Here is a 19,444-nt window from a genome sequence, read left to right as displayed (position 1 = left end):
CCTGGAAAAGCAGCCGGAGGAACCCAGGATGGTTCCTCCTGCGTACCCCTTTCAAGCTGCTATGCTGACATCACAAAGCAACGGGAGACTGAATGACCTCTGACATCAGTATTGTCTGGCTGGGAACCATTGCCAGCCTGCTAGCGGGCCTTGCCAGTGGTGTGGGCGCCCTGGGTGTGTTCCTTGTTCGTACCCTCACCCACAAGTTGCAGGACGGAATGCTGGCTTCGGCTGCTGGTGTGATGCTGGCGGCTTCATTTTTCTCTCTCTTGTTGCCTGGCCTCGAGTACGGCGAACAGATGACCGGCAAAACCTGGACTGCCGCGCTGATCGTCATCTTCGGTCTGCTTTCAGGTGCCGCGGCACTATACTTTGTGCACCAGAAACTTCCCCACCAGCACTTCGAACTGGGCCGTGAGGGATCGGACGCCTCTTATATCCGTGGTATCTGGCTCTTCATCGTTGCCATCACACTCCACAATTTCCCGGAAGGCATGGCCGTTGGCGTCGGTTTTGCCGGCGGTGATGTGAACAATGGCTACGTGCTGGCCACCGGCATCGGGCTTCAGAACATCCCGGAAGGACTGGCCGTGGCATTTTCCCTGCTTGCCATCGATTATTCCCGCACCAAGGCATTTGCCATCGCCCTCATGACCGGCCTCGCCGAACCCTTGGGCGGCCTCTTCGGTGCCACCCTGGTATGGCTGGCCGAACCCCTGATGCCCTGGACTCTGGGCTTTGCAGCAGGCGCCATGCTGTTCATCATCAGTAACGAAATCATCCCGGAAACTCACCACCGGCAATGGAAGATCATGTCCACCTTCTGCCTGATGGGAGGGTTCGCCGTGATGATGTTCCTGGATGCTACGCTGGGCTAATAGCCCAGACGCCCGCCAAGGCCTCCAGAGCTTCTGCGATCAGAGGCTCTTCCTGGCGGCCGCGGTGCCAGATAAAGCTGAGAGCACAGGGCAGTTGCACTCCGTCGACAATTTCCAGGCCGGTTTCCTGGCGCTCAGCCATGGCAAGTGCATCCCGCGCGAGACTCAAGCCCACACCGGCCCGAACCAGATCCAGCATGCAGGCCTCCTGATCAACCTCTGCCACGCCACGGGGCATTAACCCAAGGGGTTCCAGAGTGCCTTTGAGCAGCCGGTGATGAACGGAGTCCTCGGGCGTCACAATCCAGGGCATGGTGGCCAGATCAGACCATTGCACAGACCGAATTCTCGGCCCCCAGCCCGCGGGGGCAACCACATAATAGTTGAACCGGGTCAGCTCACGATGAGTCACATCGGGTGCCAGTGACCCCGGCCCAACACCCGGCGGCGCCAGGAAAAAGCCGACGTCGAGCCGGCCATCCCGGACCTGCTGTAATACGCTGCCGCTCATGCCCTGCCTTAGTTCGGTTTCCAACTGAGGCGCCCGTTCGACCAACCGGTGCAGAAACGCGCCGAGACGGATGAATTCCGGATCCACAATGGTACCGATGCGCAATCGCCCTCGCAGCGTGCTGTGCATTGCTCGGGCACTCTGCTCAAAGGCGGCCACCGCTGCCAGCGCCTTCTCTGCCGGCTGTAGCAGAGCCTGGCCATCCGGTGTCAGGACCAGCCCCTGGGGTTTGCGCAAGAACAGTTTCAGTCCCAACTCATCCTGCAGTTGCTTCAGCTTCAGGCTAACGGCGGGCTGGGTCAGGTGAAGGCGAATTGCAGCACGGGAAACACTACCCTCCCGCGCCACGGTAACGAATGCCCGAAGGCTCTGAAGGGGATGCATAGAGGACCTCGCTTCCGGGACATGATATAAAATTAACTTATATCATGCTTTTAAAAATCTCAATTGCTTTACCCAATAGCCACCCCTAACCTACATGGTCAGATATTAATCAACGCTCATTTTTAGCCCGCAGAATCATACATTCTGTCCCCTTTTAGAGGCTGAGCACGAACAGACAGAGGCATCCATGACCGAAGCAACCATCCAGCATTATATTAATGGCCAAATATCTCCCGGCACATCCAGCCACTCCCAGGAGGTATTCAACCCGGCTACCGGCCAGGTAACCGGACGGGTGGCCCTGGCCAACGGTGACGATGTGAATGCCGCTGTTGCTGCCGCCGATGCGGCATTCCCGGCCTGGGCCGACACACCGCCCATCCGCCGGGCACGGGTCATGTTCAAGTTTCTGGAACTGCTGAACACGCACAAGGATGATCTTGCCCGCGCCATCACCGCCGAACACGGCAAGGTTTTCACAGACGCCCAGGGCGAAGTGGCCCGGGGCATCGACATTGTCGAGTTTGCCTGTGGTATTCCCCAGCTTCTGAAAGGCGATTACACAGAACAGGTCAGCACCGGCATCGACAACTGGACCACCCGCCAGCCTCTGGGCGTGGTCGCCGGCGTCACCCCCTTCAACTTCCCGGCGATGGTGCCCATGTGGATGTTTCCGGTGGCCATCGCCGCGGGCAATACCTTCGTTTTAAAGCCCAGTCCGCTGGACCCAAGCGCGTCCCTGATGATTGCCGACCTGCTGAAACAGGCTGGCCTGCCCGATGGGGTGTTCAATGTGGTCCAGGGTGACAAAGAGGCGGTGAACGCCCTTATTGAACATCCCGATGTTCAGGCGCTGAGTTTTGTCGGCTCTACCCCCATTGCCAACCTGCTCTACGAGAAAGGCGCAAAACACGGCAAGCGCATTCAGGCCCTTGGCGGCGCCAAGAACCATATGGTCGTCATGCCGGATGCCGATCTGGACAAAGCGGTCGATGCCCTGATCGGTGCCGCGTACGGCAGTGCCGGCGAGCGCTGCATGGCCATCAGCGTGGCCGTGCTGGTTGGCGATGTTGCGGACAAGATTATGCCCCGGCTTGCCGAAAGAGCCCGCGCCCTGAAAGTGAAAAACGGCGAACAGCTCGATGCCGAGATGGGCCCGATTGTGACTGCCGCCGCACACCAGCGCATTACCGGCTACATTGACAAGGGTGTGGCCGAAGGTGCCGAGCTGGTCGTCGATGGCCGTGAGTTCGATGCGTCGAACACTGGCGAGGGCTGTGCCGATGGCTTCTGGATGGGCGGTTCACTGTTTGATCACGTCACGCCTGACATGACGATTTACAAGGAAGAAATCTTTGGCCCGGTTCTGGCCTGTGTCCGGGTGCCGGATATTGCCACCGCCATTCGCCTGATCAACGACCACGAATTCGGCAACGGCGTAAGCTGCTTCACCGAGAGCGGCAGCGTGGCCCGGGAATTTGGCCGCCGAATCCAGGTCGGCATGGTCGGGATTAACGTACCCATTCCTGTACCCATGGCATGGCACGGCTTCGGCGGCTGGAAACGCTCCATGTTCGGCGATACCCACGCCTACGGCGAAGAGGGCGTGAAGTTCTACACGCGCCAGAAATCCATCATGCAGCGCTGGTCCGATTCCATCGATGCCGGTGCGGAATTTGTAATGCCAACCGCCAAGTAACAAGAGAACCAGCTGCGGAGAAAACGCCATGTCCGACAACAACAACGCGACGGGACATCAGGAGTTTGACTACATCATAGTCGGCGCCGGCTCTGCCGGCTGCCTGCTGGCCAACCGCCTGAGCGCGAATCCGGACAACCGGGTCCTGCTGATCGAAGCCGGTGGTCGGGACAACTACCACTGGATTCACATCCCGGTGGGCTATCTGTACTGCATCGACAATCCCCGAACAGACTGGCGCTTTCGCACCGAACCCGACCCAGGCCTCAACGGCCGATCGCTGATTTATCCCCGCGGCAAGACCCTGGGGGGCTGCTCCAGTATCAACGGCATGCTCTACATCCGTGGCCAGGCTCGCGATTACGAGCAGTGGGCGGACATTACCGGAGAGGATGCCTGGAACTGGGACAACTGCCTTGCCGACTTCATGCGCCACGAGGATCATTATCGTCTTGATGATGGCGGCGATGCCGACCCGGAGCACCACAAGTACCACGGCCACGGCGGCGAGTGGCGTGTGGAGCACCAGCGCCTGAAGTGGAAAGTGCTGGAAGACTTCGCTACCGCCTGCGTAGAGGCTGGCATACCCCGTACGCGGGATTTCAACCGCGGCGACAACGAGGGCGTGGACTACTTTGAAGTAAACCAGCGCTCCGGCTGGCGCTGGAACACATCAAAAGCATTCCTCAGGGACGCCGAAAAGCGCCCCAACCTGACCCTGTGGCACTCAACCCAGGTGCTGGGCCTGGAAACAGAGAACTCCGGCTCAGGGCCCCGCTGTGTCGGTGTCCGGGTCGAGCGCTCCGGTGGCGATGACGTCATCGCCCGGGCAAAACGGGAAGTAATCCTGTCCGCAGGCGCCATTGGTTCACCGCAACTGCTGCAACTCTCCGGAATCGGTCCGGCCGATCTCCTGAAAGAGCATGGCATTGATGTGGTTGCCGACCTGCCGGGGGTTGGGGAGAACCTCCAGGACCACCTACAGATTCGCTCGGTGTACAAGGTAAAGGGCGCTACCACCCTGAACACCATGGCCAATTCACTGATCGGTAAGGCCCGCATTGGCCTGGAGTACCTCCTCACCCGTTCCGGCCCCATGAGCATGGCGCCGTCACAGCTTTGCCTATTCACCCGCAGTTCCGAGGAGTACAAACACGCCAACATCGAGTACCACGTTCAGCCACTGAGCCTGGACGCCTTCGGCCAACCCCTGCACAACTTCCCGGCCATCACCGCCAGCGTCTGCAACCTGAACCCCACCAGCCGGGGCACGGTGCGTATTCGAAGCAGCGACCCGAAACAGGCGCCGGCGATTTCGCCCAACTACCTGAGCACTCCGGAAGACCGGAAAGTGGCCGCTGACTCTTTGAGGGTAACGCGGCGGATCGCAGAACAGCCCGCGTTCATGCAGTACCAGCCGGAAGAATTCAAACCCGGCCTAGAGTACCAGACCGACGACGAGCTGGCGAAACTGGCGGGCGACATCGGCACCACGATCTTTCACCCGGTGGGCACTACACGCATGGGCCGCGCCGATGATGACCAGGCAGTGGTGGACCCGCATCTGAGAGTACGCGGCGTGGCCGGACTGCGTGTGGTGGACGCCGGGGTCATGCCCACCATCACCAGCGGCAACACCAACTCCCCCACCCTGATGATTGCGGAAAAGGCCGCCCGCTGGATTCTCGCCGGTGATTGAGCATTGAACTGGTTGCAGTTTCCAGGTTTTTGAAGAGGATCAGGCTGCTAGAATTGGCAGCCTGTTTCATCTGCAAAGGAATGATCCACCATGACGCTTGCCACCTGGCTGGCCGTTGTCACCATTTGCGTTCTTGGCGCCATGTCACCGGGCCCGTCATTGGCCCTGGTACTCAAACAGACGCTCACCGGCGGTCGACGCAACGGCGTCATTACCGCCCTTTGCCATGGCGTCGGCGTCGGCATCTATGCCTTCCTGAGCATTCTCGGGCTGGCCGCCATCATCACAGCCTCGCCAACGGCGTTTTCAATCCTGCAGTGGGGCGGTGCCCTGTACCTGGCCTGGCTGGGTATGAAAGGACTGATGGCAAAACGCCAGCCGGATGACGAACTGCCCGAGCCGCCCACCACCAAAAGTGCGGCCCGTGACGGTTTCCTGATTGCCTTCTTCAACCCGAAAATCGCCGTCTTCTTCCTGGCTCTGTTCAGCCAGGTGGTAGGCACCGACACCAGCCTGGTGGCCAAGTTCGGCTATGCCGCAACCGCTCTTGTCATTGATACCAGCTGGTACCTGATCGTCGCCTGGCTGTTCTCCAACCCGAAATGGCTGACCCTGCTCCGGCAGAAAGCCGTGTGGTTCGAGCGCATCTTCGGCGCCATTCTCATCGGCCTGGCCGGCCGCCTGGTTGTCGGCATTCTGAACGGCAAATAACCGGCTCAACCCGCCAGCTGGACAATCTCATCGTACTCGCGAGTCTGGACCACTTGCTCGGCGGCGGGTTCTGAGGCCAGGCTGCAGGCCTCATTGACCATGGCATTGGCCACCGTTTGCGCCTCAATCCCCCTGTACTTATCCAGGGGACCAATCAACAGGCGGTTGACCAGCGGCATCGCTTTTATGCCCAGGGCCTCGGCGGTGCGCTGTTCCTTCCGATCGCCCAGCAACAGGCTGGGGTGATAAATGGACAGGTAGGGGTAGTCGAGATCTCTCAGGGCATCTTCAAGCTCGCCCTTCACCCGGTTATAGAAAATGGTCGAGGAGGATGAGGCGCCGATGGCAGACATCAGGATAAACGCCCGCACTCCATGGGAACGGCCCAGCTCACCCGCTTTCAGAGGGTACCCCAGATCCACCTTGCGGAACTGATCCTGTGAGCCGGCTTTTTTGATGGTGGTGCCCAGGCAGCAGATAATCACATCAACATCGAAGAGTTCGGAGTGATCCTCCAAGCGATCAAAATCGACTTCATGCTGCGCCAGTTTGTCATGCAGCGTAGGCAGCTTGTGCCGCACCAGCGCCACCACCTGTGACACCTCGTCCCTGCCCAGCAAACCCTGCATCACCTTGCCACCGGTCAAACCGGTAGCACCCAGCAACATCACCTTCATATCAACCCATCCCCAACGTTTTCTGCGACCATCCTACCAAAGACCCATCGAAACGGGTTTATCGTCGTATGTAACACCTGACCAACCCATGTTGCACAGATTCCGTAGCGACCAACAACAGGAGAACAACCATGACAACAGCCTCCACTACCCTCAGAGACCTTAAAGGCCTCGGCCACACGCCTTCAGGCCTTTCCGAATCCGCCCTGATCATGATCGACTGCCAGAACACCTATCGGGAAGGCATAATGAAACTTGAAGGGGTCGAGAACGCTCTGGAAGAAGGGAAAAAGTTGCTGGAAAGAGCCCGGGCGCTGGGCATCCCGATCTTTCACATCCGGCACGATGCCGGCCCCGGCTCTCCCTATGACATTAACGAGCACATCGGGGCCATAGCCGATATCGTGGCGCCCATCGAGGGCGAGCCGGTAATCACCAAAAACTTCCCGAACTCGTTTGTGCAAACGGACCTCGATGAACAACTCAAAGCCAAAGGCGTGAAGAACATCATCCTTGCGGACTTCATGACCCACATGTGCGTCAACTCGACCGCTCACGGCGGCTTCAATCTCGGGTACGCGCCCACGGTCGTTGCCAGCGCGACGGCCTCCCGTCCGTTGCAGGCGGCCAACGGCAAGGTACTGTCTGCCCAGGAGGTGCACGATGGCGCCCTGGCGTCCACGCGGGACCTTTACGCGGCGGTGGTCGACAGTGTCACCGATGTGCCGGACTGACCCCACCTAAAAAAGCACCGGGCATGGCCCGGTGCAAAGACTGACAACAGATCGTCAGGTGGACGTAAATACTGCAAGCTTAATCGCTGACCGGACTCTCTTTCATGGCGGCATTCATTCGCCGACGCAGCAGCGGACCAACCAGGTAAGGCAGAATCAGTCCCAGGCCTGCGACGATCCAGAGCCCCATTGCCAGCGGACTTGCCCAGAGTACGCTCCATTCGCCATCCGATAGCACCAGGGCATGACCAAGGTTCTTTTCCATCTCGGGCCCCAAGAGCAGGCCAAGGATGATCGGCACCAGCGGTATTTCCAGCTTGCGCAGGAAGTAGCCGGCGACGCCGAAGGCCACCATGAAGTACAGATCAAAGGTGCTGTGACTGATGGAGTAGATGCCAACGAACGCCACCATGGTAACGATGGGCAGCAGATACATCGGAGGCACCGAGAGCAGCTTCACGAAGAAGCCGACCAGCGGAATGTTCAACACCAGCAGCAGGACGTTGCCAATCAACAGAGCGGCAATAACACCCCAGACAATGTCCGCATTCTGGGTGAACATCAGCGGTCCCGGCGTGATATTCAGGGAGATCAGCATCGCCAGCAGAACCGCGGTGGTGCCGCTTCCCGGCACCCCGAGGGTCAGCATGGGCACCAGGGCGCCAGAGGATGCACCGTTGTTTCCGGCTTCGGGAGCGACCACACCCCGAATGTCACCTTCTCCAAACTTGCCTTTCTTACCGACCACCTGCTTTTCGAGGGTATAGCTGATAAAGCTGCCCAATGAGGCACCTGCGCCGGGCAAAACGCCGGAAATAAAGCCAAGCACACCACCACGCAGCTGGGTGGGGATCGTCATCACCAACTCTTTCATGGTCAGTGTCAGTTTGCCCACGTTCATCTTGTCTCGCCCCCGTCCCATGCGGGATTCCACAAAGAACAGAAGCTCGGAGATGGCAAACAGCCCGACAATGGCCAGAATGAAATCGATACCCTCATACAACTCCAGCACGCCAAAGGTGTAGCGCTGGGTCCCGGTCGAGATGTCGATGCCCACTGTGGAGATCATGATCCCCAGGGTGGCGGCGACCACGGTTTTCACCGGGTTCTTGCCGGTGATTCCGCCCAGCGTGGCAAAGGCCAGCAGGAACAGGGCAAAGTACTCGGCCGGCCCAAAGGTAAGGGCAAACCTGGCCAATACCGGCGCCAGCATGATCAAGCCAATGGTGCCAATCAGACCGCCAGCGAAGGATGCAATTGCGGAAACTGCCAGGGCGTCGGCTGCCCGCCCTTTCCGGGCCATGGGATACCCATCCAGGCAGGTCATCATCGCCGGTTCATCACCCGGAATGTTCAGCAGAATTGAGGAAATCCGGCCACCATACATGGCACCGGCGTACACTGCTGTCAGCAGGATCATCGCGGTTTCCGGCGGCAGGCCGAGGGTGAAAGCCAGGGGGATAAGAATGGCGACACCATTAGCAGGCCCCAGACCGGGCAGGCACCCGATCAACGTGCCCACGAACGCACCGAACAGAGCAAACATCAGGTTATACGGAGTCAGGGCTACCGCAAAACCCTCCATCAAGAAGCCCAGGGTTTCCATCAGTGCACCTCCAGCAGGCCGGCAGGCAGACTCAGGGACAGGCCATAGTTGAACAGCACGAATACCACAACAGCGCTCAGCAGGCCGGTGAGAAATGCCGGCCTTGGCGCTGCGCCCATGCGCCAACTGAGGGTACCCACAGCCAGGGTAGTGGCAATGACGAAGCCGAGGGGCTCCAGCAGCAACGTGTAGACCACAAGAACCACCAGCGAGATCACAAGCTCAAAGGCTGATTTGCCGACTGGCCACTGGGCGTCCGGATCCGGCTTGATCATCAGGTAGAGGCTGCCGGCCACCAGAACGACCGCCAGCATGGTGGGAAAGGTTTCCGGCCCTACCGTCTCGGCGCCACCGAAAGGCTCAGGCCACTGTTGGGCGGCCCAGCCATAGGCAACGGCGAGAACAAGTAGACCCAGACCGAGAATACGATCACCGAGACTGGTCATTTGAGGAGTCCTATTTCACGTGAGAGGTTCTCAATGTCCTGCACCTGGTTGCGGACGAATTCGTCGAACTTGCTCGCCGGCGGGTGGAACGGAATCAGGCCATTGCTCTTCATAACCTTTTTCCACTGCTCACTGGCGTACAGCGTATCGACAGCATCCACCCAATAGGACTTGGCCTCCTCGCTGGCGCCTTTGGGCATATAGAAGCCACGCCAGTTCGGGCCAACTGCATCAATACCCTGCTCTTTTGCCGTTGGAAGGTCGCTGAACTTTCCAGGCAGACGTTCCTCGGAAAGCACTGCGACGACCCTCAGGTCACCGGACTCGAGAAAGCCGGTGGCTTCGGAAATATCTCCGGTGAACGCATCCACTTGCCCACCAACAACCTGGCTCATGGCCTCACCGCCGTTGTTGTAGGAAAGGTAGGGAATCGAGGGGAGCTTGTCGGCGCCCGCCGCCTTGGCCGCAATCAGCACCTTGAGATGGTCCCAGCCGCCACGGGCGCTGCCACCGGCGAATTTCACGGATTTCGGGTTGGCTTTCACAGCGTCCATCAACTCGCTGAGGTTCTGGTATTCGGAGTCCTTGCCAACAGCGATGATGCCGTAATCGGCCCCCAGGGCCCCGACCCAGGTGACCATATCCGCGTTCATACCCGGGAACTGCTTCTGGGCCAGGCGGGTTGTGGTCGCCGTTGAAGCGGCCACCAGCAGCTTGTCGTCTTCTGCACGCTTGCTCACAGTGTGTGCATAGGCCACGCCACCGCCTGCGCCAGCCATGTTTACGGTCTGCACGCTGCCGTCAACCAGGCTGAGGTCCTGCAACACATTGCCGACACTGCGGCAGGTGAAATCCCAACCGCCGCCGGGATCAGCCGGGGCGAGACATTCCACTTTTCCGGAGGGCTGCCAGGCCATGGCAGACATGGAGACGGCCGCAGCCGCCACAAAAGACAGGGTTCGCTTGATCATCATGGTTGTCACCTCATCAACTTGTTTTTGTGATCACTCCTGAGGCAGGACCGTGTTGGCCGGGTCCCTGGCTATGGCAGGCCAGAGGAGCGATTGCAGGCAGGTTAATAGGTGAAACCCGAGACCCGGAAGCTTGTGCAAGTAACGCCTTTAAAGGGCTTAACGGGCATTTTGTTCATATTGATTACGGGCAACCCGGGCGATCATGCAGTACCCTGACAACCAAACGACAACAAGCCATGACCAACCGTGTTTCGAAAAACCAAACTCAAAACCCGAATGATCCTTACACTGGGTCTGCTGGGCGCGCTGCAAACCATGCTAATTGGTGGCTTTGCCGGCTATTACCTCAGCGATTCCCTGTACGATGAGATCGGCCAGCGGGCTCTGATGGTCGCGAAGACCGTGGCCGCCACCCCCGCCGTGATTGATGGCGTGCGTTCCCGGGATGTAAACGGACTGAACCGCCTTGCCACGCGCCTGACCGATACCAACCAGGCCTTGTTTATTGTCATTGGCGATCATGAAGCCATTCGCCTGGCCCATCCTGACGCAAGCCGCATTGGCCACTCTATGGGTGACGATGATGGCGACTTCGGCCGCAAGGCCCTTGTGGAAGGCAACGCTTATGTGGCCCTGGCCAGAGGCAGTCTTGGCGAATCCATGCGCGGTAAGGCGCCCGTAACGGTTCCTGAAACCGGAGAGATCGTTGGAATCGTGTCGGTCGGCTACAGCCTTGAGCAGGTCGAAGCTACCATTCAGCGCTACAACCTGGTGCTCTATGGCGTGGTCGGGCTGATGCTGCTGGTCACCATCCTGTCGGCCATTGTCATCGCCGGCCGATTCAAACAGGCCATCTTCGGTCTGGAGCCTGAAGAAATCGCCCGGCTGTTTCGGGAGCGGGAGGCAACACTCCAGTCTGTGCGGGAAGGGATCATTGCGGTCAATCGGGACGGCATAATCACCACAGCAAACCGTGCCGCCTATGAAACACTGGACTTGCCAACCGACAACCCACTTGCCGGCCGCCCGATTCTGGAGGTTCTTCCGGAAAGCAGCCTGATGTCTGTGCTGGAATCCGGCCACCCGGATTTCGACCGGGAGATCTGGCTGCGTGGTCGCCAGATGGTGGTGAATCGGTTACCTGTTCGACAGGGCGACGAGATCATTGGTGTGGTTGCCAGCTTCCGGTTGCGCAATGAACTGGACCAGGTCAGCCATCAGCTCACGCGGATTCAGCAATATGCGGATACCCTGCGCAGCCAGACCCACGAATATTCGAACAAACTCCATACCATTGCCGGGCTCATCCAGATCGGCGCTACCGAAGAAGCAATGAATCTGATTGGCAGTGAAGTGAGTGACCACCAGGCGCTTATTCACCTGCTGCTGGAGGCCGTGCCTGATCCGGTTATCGCCGGGTACCTGCTCGGCAAATACAATCGCGCCAGGGAGATGGGATTACGGCTGGACATTGATCCTGACAGTCAGATGGCAGACCTGCCCGCCACCCTGCCCCGGGATCAGCTAGTCAGTGTTCTTGGCAATCTGATCGACAACGCCCTGGATGCCACGCGCCTTGAAACAGGTGCCGGTGGGCGAGTGCAACTCTCGATGACGGATCTCGGCCAGGAGCTGATTTTCGAAGTCCAGGATCAGGGGCCCGGCATTCCGGAGTCTGAACGGCAGCGGATTTTCGAGAAAGGGGTAAGCAGTAAGGAAGGCGAAGCCCGTGGCTATGGCCTGCATCTGGTCCAACAGTTTCTGGGGTACTGGGGCGGCTCGGTAACGGTCGATAACATCCCCGAGGGCGGCAGTCGCTTTACCCTATACTTACCGAAAAAGCCCGAGCGGAGGTTCGAACATTGACCACCATTCGCCTGCTGATCGTCGAGGATGACCGGAAAATCGCCGAAATACAGCGACGTTTTGTTGAACGTTTGGAAGACGTTGAACTTTGCGGCATCGCCCATAGTCTTGCGGATGCCCGGGACCAGATCGAGATACTGACACCGGATCTGATTCTGCTGGATGTTTACTTTCCCGATGGCAATGGACTCGAACTGCTTCGCGAACTGCGGGCTGAAGACAGCGGTAGCGATGTCATTCTGATAACCGCCGCCAAGGAGGTTGAAACCTTGCGCAGCGCTCTGAGAGGCGGTGTTTTCGACTACATATTGAAACCCCTGGTTTTCGAGCGTTTGCAGGAGGCGGTCAACCGCTACCGCGACCACATGGAGCGCTTGTCATCACTGCACCATGTTGCGCAGAAGGAGGTGGATGCTCTGCTTCCAAGAACCAGCAGCGAAAGCACCCAGGGCACAGAACAGCGTTTGCCCAAGGGAATTGATGCCCTCACCCTGGACAAGATCCGGGCGGTGATGGCAAAGGGCAGCCATCTGAGTGCCGAGGATGTGGGTGGCGCCATCGGAGCCTCCCGAACAACCGCCCGGCGTTATCTGGAATACCTGGTGGGTACAGAAGAGCTGTCCGCCGAAGTGACCTATGGTAGTGTCGGACGCCCGGAGCGACGATACCGTGCCCCAAACCCACCCTCCTGAGAGACGATGGAGTTCTGATTGAAGGCGCTGATTCTGAGTCTTGCAGCCCTGGTGTTCCTGACCGGCTGCCAGGAATCTCCCACCGGCCGGAACCGACTGGCCCTGGTTCCCGACGCTGTTCTGGCGGACATGGGCCAGGACAGCTTCGAGCAGATGAAGCAGCAGAACGCGGTAATCACAAGGCCAGACGTCAACCGCCTGGTAAAATGCATTACCGAGGCCCTGGTCACTGCGGCCCATACAGAATACCCCGGGGCACCGATGCCCCAATCCTGGGAAGTAGCCGTCTTTGAGAACCCCACACCTAACGCTTTCGCCCTGCCCGGAGGCAAGATTGGCGTGCATTCAGGGCTACTGCAGCTCGCGGAAAACCAGGCGCAGCTGGCCACCGTCATTGGGCATGAAATTGCTCACGTTCTTGCTGACCATGGCAATGAACGTTTAACCCAGCAACTGGGCCTGCAGGCAGGCATGCTCCTCGTCGGCCTGTTCACCGAAAGTGAAATTGCAGAAGACCAGATCCAGCAGGCCCTCGGCATCGGTGCCCAACTGGGCATTACTCTGCCGTTCAGTCGCGCCCATGAAGAGGAGGCAGATCTGATGGGGCTGGAAATCATGGCCCGGGCCGGCTTTGAGCCGGGCCAGAGCGTTCGCCTCTGGCAGAACATGGCGCAGGCTTCTGGCTCACAACCACTGGAATTTCTCTCAACCCACCCGAACCACGATACCCGTATTGCCTCCCTGCAAAATCAGCTGGCTGCCGCCCGCTCGGTTTTCGAGAGGGTTCCCCCGGCCAACTGTCAGATCTGATTCAGTCGCATTCACCGTATATTTGACTATCATCAAGTCTAGCGGCGCGTTAATACTGAGGCAGATTCCATGGTGGAACGCTTGCCACATCCGGACGGCTTCAGGCTGGTTCTTACCCCCAACCGTTCACTGAGCTGGCATGGCAATGTCAGAATCTGGGCCGCCCTGTTTATTCTTTCAGCCCTGATAGCCACAGGGTTCACGCTCATGGGCGCCTGGGTGATCATCCCATTTGCCGGCCTGGAGCTTATTGCGCTTGCCTGCGGCATCTACCTTACCTCTCGCGAATGCCAACGGCAGGAGGTTTTGTCCATCGACAATAACGACATTCATCTGGAGAAAGGCAGAAAGCGCAAGCAGGCGGAATGGACGCTACCGATCCGCTATTCGCGCCTTCAGATCCACTCACCAACGCACCCGTTCACGCCGGCGAAGCTGTCGCTCACCCATCGGGATACCGAAGTATCGATTGGTGGCTTCCTTAACATTGAGGACACTCAGAAGCTCATTGGCATGCTCGAACAAAAAGGACTGCTGATAGAACGCAAAGAGCCCGATCCGCAGATCGGGCTCTGGTTCTGAGACATTTCTGCTACTTGAGCGGGGGTGTCTGCTTGCGGGCCAGGAAATAATAGACAAGACTGGCAACGCCACACACGATCAGTACCCATCCTGCCCCTTCGGCCATCTGGGTGTCTCCACTGCCCAGGCCGATCAGCACCACAATACCGATGATGATGCTGTACATCGCTGACAGGAAAAGAATGATCAGACTCTTGCGTGGCTCTTTGGTAATAACCGTTTTCGGATCTTCCATAGTCGATCCTCCCGTTCGATCGATGAGCGGGCAGACGGAAATCAGACCCGCCATTTAGCAACGTTCTACCCGGGAGTGTAGATCATTTTTTGCTCACACACGGCTTTCAGGCATAGCGAATACCACTTATCTGCTTTTCCCGCATGAGCTTTTACTCGTAGCTGGCTGCGATCCTGTCGATATCTCCGGCTTCACGGGCTTTATCCAGCGCCTGCTGGAGATCTTCAATCACCGCCGGATCGGTATTGTTGCTGAAGGCCAGATACATAGGCGTTTCACGGAAGACCAGCACCGGCTGCAGCCCGGTAATCCCGTGCTCTTCTTTTGCCACCAGAGGACCTACCAGGCCATCAGTGACCCATAAGTCCGCCTGCCCCAGAGTCAGGCGACGGGTATTTACATCACCGGAAATGCCCATGATGACATTAAAGCCCTGATCGACCAGGTACTCGGACATCACATCGCCCTTGTAACCGGCTATTCTCAGGTCTTTGGCCTCTTCCAGGGAGCTAAGGGTGATGTCGGAATCCGGTGCGGCAAACAGCGTCCATTTGATGGATGCCAGAGGGCCTACCCACTGAAACTGGTCTTCCCGCTGCTCGGTGCGTGCGGTACAGAAAAGCCCATGATTTTCCCGATCCTGTACCCAGTTATAGGCGTAACTCCAATCCCGCATTTTCATTACGTAGTCATAGTCGACCCGGGAAAGCATTGCTTTGACCATGTCCGTGCAGATGCCGGTAATGTCGTCTTCGTTATGGGCAAAGCCTTTTCCGGTTTCCGAAGCATTATAGGGCGGGTAGTTTTCCGTGAAGATATAAAGACGCTCGGCTGCAAAAGCCGGTTGACCAGTGGCCGACAAGGCCAGGGCGATAATACCGGTTTTAATGCCTTTGATTACCTTCGAGGAGACCGATGCAATTTCTGTGGGCATTCTCTAATCCTTTTCGACATTTCAGCTGGAACGGGAGTCAGGTGGCCGCAATGGGTGACCAGAAACCAGGAATATGGTTGCAAAAGCGACACTCTGGCATTTAATGTCATCCATTGTGATTGATTATGCCAGTAAAGCCCATGATTGCGCTTCCTGCGGGAAAAGTCAGTGACAAAACGTATCTGAAAACCCGTCTTTGTTTCAGGCAGTGTCGGGGAGCCCCTCTTTGCCTTTACCGTTGGCGGCGGTACTGACGACCTTCGGTCCGATAACGCGAAGGCTGCCATGCCTACAGACTACGTTGAGAGGCGTTCGGGAGACCACATCACCGTCGGCCGTCACCGTTTTTGGTTTGCCGGTGTGTACGAGACAGCGTTGGCTCTTGATATGGACCAGGGTGCTGGTACGCCTGGGAGCCTGCCTGTTAAGGCGAACCATCAAAAAGGTAAACAGGAGCTGGAGGATCGGTCGTGGCCGGACCGCGATCATATCCAGCTGGCCATCACTGGCGGAGGCCTCGGGAATCTCATTGCCACCACCAAAAAAAGCACCACTGGCTACCGCGATTGAAAGCCATCGCCCCTTTACGACGCCCCGATCACAACGAATGGTTGCCCTGAAGCCTCGCTTTGCGTTCAACCGGCGCAATAATTCAACGACGTAACTGAATCGCCCAAAGATTTTTTTCTCGGCACCATGGGACTCCCGCGCAGGCAAGGTTCCCATGCCCACATGGGCGACATTCAGAAAAATGCCGTCGCCATACTCTGCCACATCAACCGTTTGCGTAACGCCCCTGGCAATCAGTTCGCACAGGGCTTCCGGCTGTTGCGGAAGCCCGAGATTCCGGGAAAAGTCGTTGGCTGTTCCAGAGGGCAGAATGGCAAGCGTCGCGCCTTGGTTCCGGCATATGGCAGCGGCACGGTTCACCGATCCATCGCCGCCTGCGACGATAACCGTGTCCCCGGCGCCGAGATTCTCGCTCCAGTCGGCGTCTTCAAAGTCATGGCACCGGGGTTCGTGGATACCTGCCGAGGCCAGGTGCTCCAGCCAGAAGTCCCTGCCACGCTCACCATCACCCGCCCTGGAATTGCAAATCAACCAATAGGCCATTGCGCTTGTCTCTGCTCCCTCGCTCCAGCACAATTCTCGTCACCATTCCCTCACAATAATCAATAACAAGGCAAGCGCGATGGATTTCGTAAGAACCCCGGATAAACGCTTTGAAAGACTGCTGGACTATCCGTTCGAGCCCCACTACCTCGACGTTGGCGGTCTGCGAATGCACTATGTCGATGAGGGGCCTGCAGACGCAAGCCCTGTTCTGATGATGCATGGTGAGCCTTCCTGGTCCTATCTTTACCGTCATATGATCCCGGTGTGCGCCGCAGCCGGCCACAGGGTTATCGCTCCGGACCTGATCGGTTTTGGCAAGTCCGACAAACCCACGGCTATCGACGATTATTCCTACCAGCAGCATATGGACTGGATGCAGTCCTTCCTGGATCAACTGAAGCTCACCAACATTACCCTGGTGTGCCAGGACTGGGGCTCGCTGTTAGGGCTGCGGTTGGCGGCAGAAAATCCAGACCGGTTCCGGGCCATTGTGGTCGGTAATGGCATGCTGCCTACCGGCGATCAGAAAGCGCCGCCAGCGTTCAAGATCTGGAAGAATTTCGCCCTGCACAGCCCCTGGTTTCCCATCGCGCGGATCATCAACACCGGGTCCTTCCGCAAGCTGGGTCCCGACGAAATGAGGGCCTACGACGCGCCCTTCCCCGGCAAGAAGTACAAAGCCGGTGCGCGGGCCTTTCCCCGACTGGTGCCGATGCACCCGGACGATCCTGCCAGTGAGGCCAATCGTAATGCCTGGAAAGTGCTCGAACGTTGGGAAAAACCCTTCCTGACCACCTTCAGCAACGGCGATCCAATTACCCGGGGTGGCGATGCATACATGCAGAAACGGATTCCGGGTGCGAAGGACCAGCCCCACGTAACCCTCAAGGGTGGTCATTTTCTTCAGGAAGATTCACCCGTGCCTTTCGCCCGGGCCATCAACGATCTACTCGCCACTCTCTCCTGAGTGATCCAGCTCCAAGGGCGGCGGACTCAATCCTGGCCCACCGGCACCCGTGGCCGGTAGTGCCAGGAAGACCAGCTGTAGAGGCCCAGTGCAATCCAGATCACCACAAAGCTGGCCAGCTGGATATCACTTAATGGCTCGCCGAAGACCAGCAAGGCAATGAAGAACTGCAAAGTTGGGTTGATGTACATCAGGAAGCCGACGGTCGCCAGCCGCAGGCGCCGGGCCGCACCGGCAAACAGGAGCAACGGAATGGCTGTAACAATGCCGCTCGCCATCAGCAGTCCGCCGATATAGACATCCTCTCCGAAGTGGGACATGCCCTCGCGGGCAAGCCAGCCAAAAGTCAGCAGGCCGACTGGCAGCAACAGCATGGTTTCAACAAACAACCCGGAAAGCCCATCCAGCATCACCTGCTTGCGAACAAGACCGTAGGTACCAAAACTCATGGCAAGGGCCAATGAAATCCAGGGCAGCTCACCAAGAAGCGCCAGCTGAATCAGGATTCCGATACCCGCCAGCACCACAGCGGCCATCTGCCATGACCCCATACGCTCACGCAGCACGAGCATCCCGAGAGCAACATTCACCAGCGGCGTCAGGAAGTAGCCAAGACTGGCCTGGAGAACATGGCGGGTTTCTACCGCATAAATGTAGATGCCCCAGTTAGCGGCAATGAGCAACGCACAGGCAAGTACTCGCCAGAGCTGGGACGGGTTCGCCAACGCCGCTCTTACAGCCGGCCAGCGCCGTAAGCCACTGATCACCAGGGCCAGAAATACACAGGACCAGATAATCCGGTGGATCAGGATTTCAAACGCCGGCACGCCCTCGAACAGGGCAAAAAAGAGAGGAAAACAGCCCCAGATGGTATAGGCGCCCAAACCATACCAGACGCCCTTGGTCACTTCCGTCATGTGATAACCACCCCTGGGAATTGTCTTTTCAAGCAGGCTTTTTCTGGGTGACCACCAGCGCCACACCAACAATGGCAATGAGGCCACCAGTCATCGCCAGTGCGCCCAGACGCTCGTCGAACAGAAAATATGCCTCCAGCGCAGTAACCGGTGGCACCAGATAGAACAGGCTAGCGACCTGGGACGCCGCACCCTGGCGGATCAGCCACATCAGGAGCAGCACGGCGCCAATGGATAAGCCGACCACAAGCCATGCCATGGACAATTGCAGTTGCAGAGTCCACTCAACCTCCCGGGTCTCCAGGGCAAAGGCGCCAATGGCAAACAGGGCGGCAGCGGCCGAAAACTGAATCAGTGAGCCTGCCACCAGATCCGCATTGGTGCCGTAGCGCTTCTGATAGACAGTGCCCATGGATATTCCGGCAAGGGCAAAAACGGCCCAGAGCAGGCTCCAGGGTGAGTACATTGAATCCGAGCCATTGACGCCAAATTTTTCCAGCAGCACCAGAGCAACTCCAACCAGGCCCAGGACCAGCCCCACCCACTGGCGACCACTGACGGACTCCTTGAGGAAGATAACTGCCGCACCTGCGGTTACCAGCGGCTGCAAGCCAACAATCAGGGACACAATCCCGGACGCCATGCCGTCCTGGATCGCATAGTAGACCCCGCCGAGGTAGCAGCCATGTACCAGCATCCCGGTGACCGCAAGATGCCCGGCACCGCGCCAGCCCGGCCAGCGGGTTTTCATGATCCAGGCCAGCCCCGCCAGCAACACCAGTGTCGACAGCATGCGGATCAGCAGCAGGGTGAACGGCTCCGCAAACGGCAGACCGTACTTGGCACCGATAAAACCGGTACTCCACAGCCAGACAAACAGCGCGGGCACGAAAAACGAGTAAAACAGTGAGCGCATGGACCTCAACCGGATTCGATATATTTGTCAGTCAGCTTACTTTATAAGTTAGCAGGCAAACAAAACAGATACAGAAATCCGGTTTCATGA

20 protein-coding genes are annotated in these 19,444 nt (G+C 58.3%); 10 read left to right on the top strand and 10 right to left on the bottom strand.

Going from position 1 to position 19,444, the window contains the following annotated elements:
• Positions 1 to 92 precede the first annotated feature (92 nt).
• Positions 93 to 878, top strand: a complete 786-nt coding sequence (locus QZ534_RS00980) for a ZIP family metal transporter (protein WP_296930305.1) — start codon at positions 93 to 95, stop codon at positions 876 to 878.
• Here the strand turns inward: QZ534_RS00980 and QZ534_RS00975 are convergent.
• The gene (locus tag QZ534_RS00975; RefSeq protein WP_296930302.1) at positions 865 to 1,773 is read right to left on the bottom strand and encodes a LysR family transcriptional regulator; all 909 of its coding nucleotides are present in this window, start codon (positions 1,771 to 1,773) and stop codon (positions 865 to 867) included. The genes QZ534_RS00980 and QZ534_RS00975 overlap by 14 nt on opposite strands.
• Before the next feature lie 187 nt (positions 1,774 to 1,960).
• Between QZ534_RS00975 and QZ534_RS00970 the strand changes: the two genes are divergently transcribed.
• From QZ534_RS00970 to QZ534_RS00960, 3 genes are all read left to right on the top strand, one after another.
• Complete coding sequence (locus tag QZ534_RS00970; protein WP_296930300.1) at positions 1,961 to 3,472, top strand: CoA-acylating methylmalonate-semialdehyde dehydrogenase; 1,512 nt, start codon at positions 1,961 to 1,963, stop codon at positions 3,470 to 3,472.
• A gap of 28 nt (positions 3,473 to 3,500) precedes the next feature.
• Entirely contained in the window at positions 3,501 to 5,171 is a 1,671-nt protein-coding gene (locus QZ534_RS00965) for a GMC family oxidoreductase N-terminal domain-containing protein (RefSeq protein WP_296930298.1), read from the top strand.
• Between the two features lie 90 nt (positions 5,172 to 5,261).
• Positions 5,262 to 5,882, top strand: coding sequence for a LysE family translocator (locus QZ534_RS00960; RefSeq protein ID WP_296930295.1), 621 nt, complete (start codon positions 5,262 to 5,264; stop codon positions 5,880 to 5,882).
• Positions 5,883 to 5,887: 5 nt separating this feature from the next.
• Here QZ534_RS00960 and QZ534_RS00955 read toward each other — a convergent pair whose 3' ends face one another.
• A complete protein-coding gene (locus QZ534_RS00955) occupies positions 5,888 to 6,559 on the bottom strand; it encodes an NAD(P)H-binding protein (RefSeq protein WP_296930292.1) in 672 nt (223 codons plus the stop codon).
• Between the two features lie 131 nt (positions 6,560 to 6,690).
• Between QZ534_RS00955 and QZ534_RS00950 the strand changes: the two genes are divergently transcribed.
• Positions 6,691 to 7,293, top strand: coding sequence for a cysteine hydrolase family protein (locus QZ534_RS00950; protein WP_296930289.1), 603 nt, complete (start codon positions 6,691 to 6,693; stop codon positions 7,291 to 7,293).
• A 79-nt stretch (positions 7,294 to 7,372) separates the two neighbouring features.
• On the opposite strand, the gene QZ534_RS00945 is transcribed toward QZ534_RS00950, so the two are convergent.
• Genes QZ534_RS00945 through QZ534_RS00935 form a run of 3 tightly spaced genes read right to left on the bottom strand, consistent with a single transcriptional unit; the run spans position 7,373 to position 10,319 of the window.
• Positions 7,373 to 8,899 carry a tripartite tricarboxylate transporter permease gene (locus tag QZ534_RS00945; protein WP_296930286.1) on the bottom strand — a complete coding sequence of 509 codons (1,527 nt, stop codon included), beginning with the start codon at positions 8,897 to 8,899 and terminating at the stop codon, positions 7,373 to 7,375.
• The gene (locus QZ534_RS00940; RefSeq protein WP_069182906.1) at positions 8,899 to 9,345 is read right to left on the bottom strand and encodes a tripartite tricarboxylate transporter TctB family protein; all 447 of its coding nucleotides are present in this window, start codon (positions 9,343 to 9,345) and stop codon (positions 8,899 to 8,901) included. Before QZ534_RS00940 ends, QZ534_RS00945 begins: the two co-directional genes overlap by 1 nt.
• Positions 9,342 to 10,319: a tripartite tricarboxylate transporter substrate-binding protein gene (locus QZ534_RS00935; RefSeq protein WP_296930281.1), complete on the bottom strand. Its 978-nt coding sequence runs from the start codon at positions 10,317 to 10,319 to the stop codon at positions 9,342 to 9,344. The genes QZ534_RS00940 and QZ534_RS00935 overlap by 4 nt, the downstream gene beginning before the upstream one ends.
• Before the next feature lie 246 nt (positions 10,320 to 10,565).
• Between QZ534_RS00935 and QZ534_RS00930 the strand changes: the two genes are divergently transcribed.
• The 4 genes from QZ534_RS00930 to QZ534_RS00915 all read left to right on the top strand — a co-directional run bounded on the left by QZ534_RS00930 (position 10,566) and on the right by QZ534_RS00915 (position 14,269).
• Positions 10,566 to 12,185 carry a sensor histidine kinase gene (locus tag QZ534_RS00930; RefSeq protein ID WP_296930278.1) on the top strand — a complete coding sequence of 540 codons (1,620 nt, stop codon included), beginning with the start codon at positions 10,566 to 10,568 and terminating at the stop codon, positions 12,183 to 12,185.
• On the top strand, positions 12,182 to 12,877 hold the full coding sequence (locus QZ534_RS00925) for a response regulator (RefSeq protein WP_296930275.1): 696 nt from the start codon (positions 12,182 to 12,184) through the stop codon (positions 12,875 to 12,877). Before QZ534_RS00930 ends, QZ534_RS00925 begins: the two co-directional genes overlap by 4 nt.
• Positions 12,878 to 12,895: 18 nt before the next feature.
• On the top strand, positions 12,896 to 13,687 hold the full coding sequence (locus QZ534_RS00920; protein WP_296930273.1) for a M48 family metallopeptidase: 792 nt from the start codon (positions 12,896 to 12,898) through the stop codon (positions 13,685 to 13,687).
• Positions 13,688 to 13,756: 69 nt separating this feature from the next.
• Positions 13,757 to 14,269 carry a DUF2244 domain-containing protein gene (locus tag QZ534_RS00915; protein WP_296930270.1) on the top strand — a complete coding sequence of 171 codons (513 nt, stop codon included), beginning with the start codon at positions 13,757 to 13,759 and terminating at the stop codon, positions 14,267 to 14,269.
• 10 nt (positions 14,270 to 14,279) lie between these two features.
• On the opposite strand, the gene QZ534_RS00910 is transcribed toward QZ534_RS00915, so the two are convergent.
• From QZ534_RS00910 to QZ534_RS00900, 3 genes are all read right to left on the bottom strand, one after another.
• On the bottom strand, positions 14,280 to 14,504 hold the full coding sequence (locus tag QZ534_RS00910) for a hypothetical protein (protein ID WP_296930267.1): 225 nt from the start codon (positions 14,502 to 14,504) through the stop codon (positions 14,280 to 14,282).
• Positions 14,505 to 14,655: 151 nt separating this feature from the next.
• Positions 14,656 to 15,438, bottom strand: coding sequence for an ABC transporter substrate-binding protein (locus QZ534_RS00905; RefSeq protein ID WP_296930264.1), 783 nt, complete (start codon positions 15,436 to 15,438; stop codon positions 14,656 to 14,658).
• A 201-nt stretch (positions 15,439 to 15,639) separates the two neighbouring features.
• Positions 15,640 to 16,551: a diacylglycerol kinase family protein gene (locus tag QZ534_RS00900; RefSeq protein ID WP_296930260.1), complete on the bottom strand. Its 912-nt coding sequence runs from the start codon at positions 16,549 to 16,551 to the stop codon at positions 15,640 to 15,642.
• 79 nt (positions 16,552 to 16,630) lie between these two features.
• Between QZ534_RS00900 and QZ534_RS00895 the strand changes: the two genes are divergently transcribed.
• Positions 16,631 to 17,521 carry a haloalkane dehalogenase gene (locus QZ534_RS00895; RefSeq protein WP_296930257.1) on the top strand — a complete coding sequence of 297 codons (891 nt, stop codon included), beginning with the start codon at positions 16,631 to 16,633 and terminating at the stop codon, positions 17,519 to 17,521.
• A gap of 26 nt (positions 17,522 to 17,547) precedes the next feature.
• Here QZ534_RS00895 and rarD read toward each other — a convergent pair whose 3' ends face one another.
• Both rarD and QZ534_RS00885 read right to left on the bottom strand, forming a co-directional pair.
• A complete protein-coding gene (gene rarD / locus QZ534_RS00890; protein ID WP_296930255.1) occupies positions 17,548 to 18,438 on the bottom strand; it encodes an EamA family transporter RarD in 891 nt (296 codons plus the stop codon).
• A 28-nt stretch (positions 18,439 to 18,466) separates the two neighbouring features.
• Positions 18,467 to 19,354, bottom strand: a complete 888-nt coding sequence (locus tag QZ534_RS00885; protein WP_296930252.1) for a DMT family transporter — start codon at positions 19,352 to 19,354, stop codon at positions 18,467 to 18,469.
• Between the last annotated feature and the right edge of the window lie 90 nt (positions 19,355 to 19,444).

Origin of the sequence: uncultured Marinobacter sp. (assembly GCF_913055835.1) — a bacterium.
GTDB lineage: Bacteria > Pseudomonadota > Gammaproteobacteria > Pseudomonadales > Oleiphilaceae > Marinobacter.
Note: the sequence above shows the minus strand (reverse complement) of the source record. Positions and strands in the feature narration are given on the sequence as shown.

What these genes read in the sequence shown, in the direction of transcription:
- QZ534_RS00965 (WP_296930298.1), top strand. Translation starts at nt 3,501, where the DNA reads ATGTCCGACAACAACAACGCGACGGGACATCAGGAGTTTGACTACATC.
- QZ534_RS00945 (WP_296930286.1), bottom strand. Translation starts at nt 8,899, where the DNA reads ATGGAAACCCTGGGCTTCTTGATGGAGGGTTTTGCGGTAGCCCTGACT.
- QZ534_RS00885 (WP_296930252.1), bottom strand. Translation starts at nt 19,354, where the DNA reads ATGCGCTCACTGTTTTACTCGTTTTTCGTGCCCGCGCTGTTTGTCTGG.
- QZ534_RS00980 (WP_296930305.1), top strand. Translation starts at nt 93, where the DNA reads ATGACCTCTGACATCAGTATTGTCTGGCTGGGAACCATTGCCAGCCTG.
- QZ534_RS00940 (WP_069182906.1), bottom strand. Translation starts at nt 9,345, where the DNA reads ATGACCAGTCTCGGTGATCGTATTCTCGGTCTGGGTCTACTTGTTCTC.
- QZ534_RS00895 (WP_296930257.1), top strand. Translation starts at nt 16,631, where the DNA reads ATGGATTTCGTAAGAACCCCGGATAAACGCTTTGAAAGACTGCTGGAC.
- QZ534_RS00950 (WP_296930289.1), top strand. Translation starts at nt 6,691, where the DNA reads ATGACAACAGCCTCCACTACCCTCAGAGACCTTAAAGGCCTCGGCCAC.
- QZ534_RS00905 (WP_296930264.1), bottom strand. Translation starts at nt 15,438, where the DNA reads ATGCCCACAGAAATTGCATCGGTCTCCTCGAAGGTAATCAAAGGCATT.
- QZ534_RS00975 (WP_296930302.1), bottom strand. Translation starts at nt 1,773, where the DNA reads ATGCATCCCCTTCAGAGCCTTCGGGCATTCGTTACCGTGGCGCGGGAG.
- QZ534_RS00970 (WP_296930300.1), top strand. Translation starts at nt 1,961, where the DNA reads ATGACCGAAGCAACCATCCAGCATTATATTAATGGCCAAATATCTCCC.
- QZ534_RS00910 (WP_296930267.1), bottom strand. Translation starts at nt 14,504, where the DNA reads ATGGAAGATCCGAAAACGGTTATTACCAAAGAGCCACGCAAGAGTCTG.
- QZ534_RS00935 (WP_296930281.1), bottom strand. Translation starts at nt 10,319, where the DNA reads ATGATGATCAAGCGAACCCTGTCTTTTGTGGCGGCTGCGGCCGTCTCC.
- QZ534_RS00955 (WP_296930292.1), bottom strand. Translation starts at nt 6,559, where the DNA reads ATGAAGGTGATGTTGCTGGGTGCTACCGGTTTGACCGGTGGCAAGGTG.
- rarD (WP_296930255.1), bottom strand. Translation starts at nt 18,438, where the DNA reads ATGACGGAAGTGACCAAGGGCGTCTGGTATGGTTTGGGCGCCTATACC.
- QZ534_RS00900 (WP_296930260.1), bottom strand. Translation starts at nt 16,551, where the DNA reads ATGGCCTATTGGTTGATTTGCAATTCCAGGGCGGGTGATGGTGAGCGT.
- QZ534_RS00915 (WP_296930270.1), top strand. Translation starts at nt 13,757, where the DNA reads ATGGTGGAACGCTTGCCACATCCGGACGGCTTCAGGCTGGTTCTTACC.
- QZ534_RS00960 (WP_296930295.1), top strand. Translation starts at nt 5,262, where the DNA reads ATGACGCTTGCCACCTGGCTGGCCGTTGTCACCATTTGCGTTCTTGGC.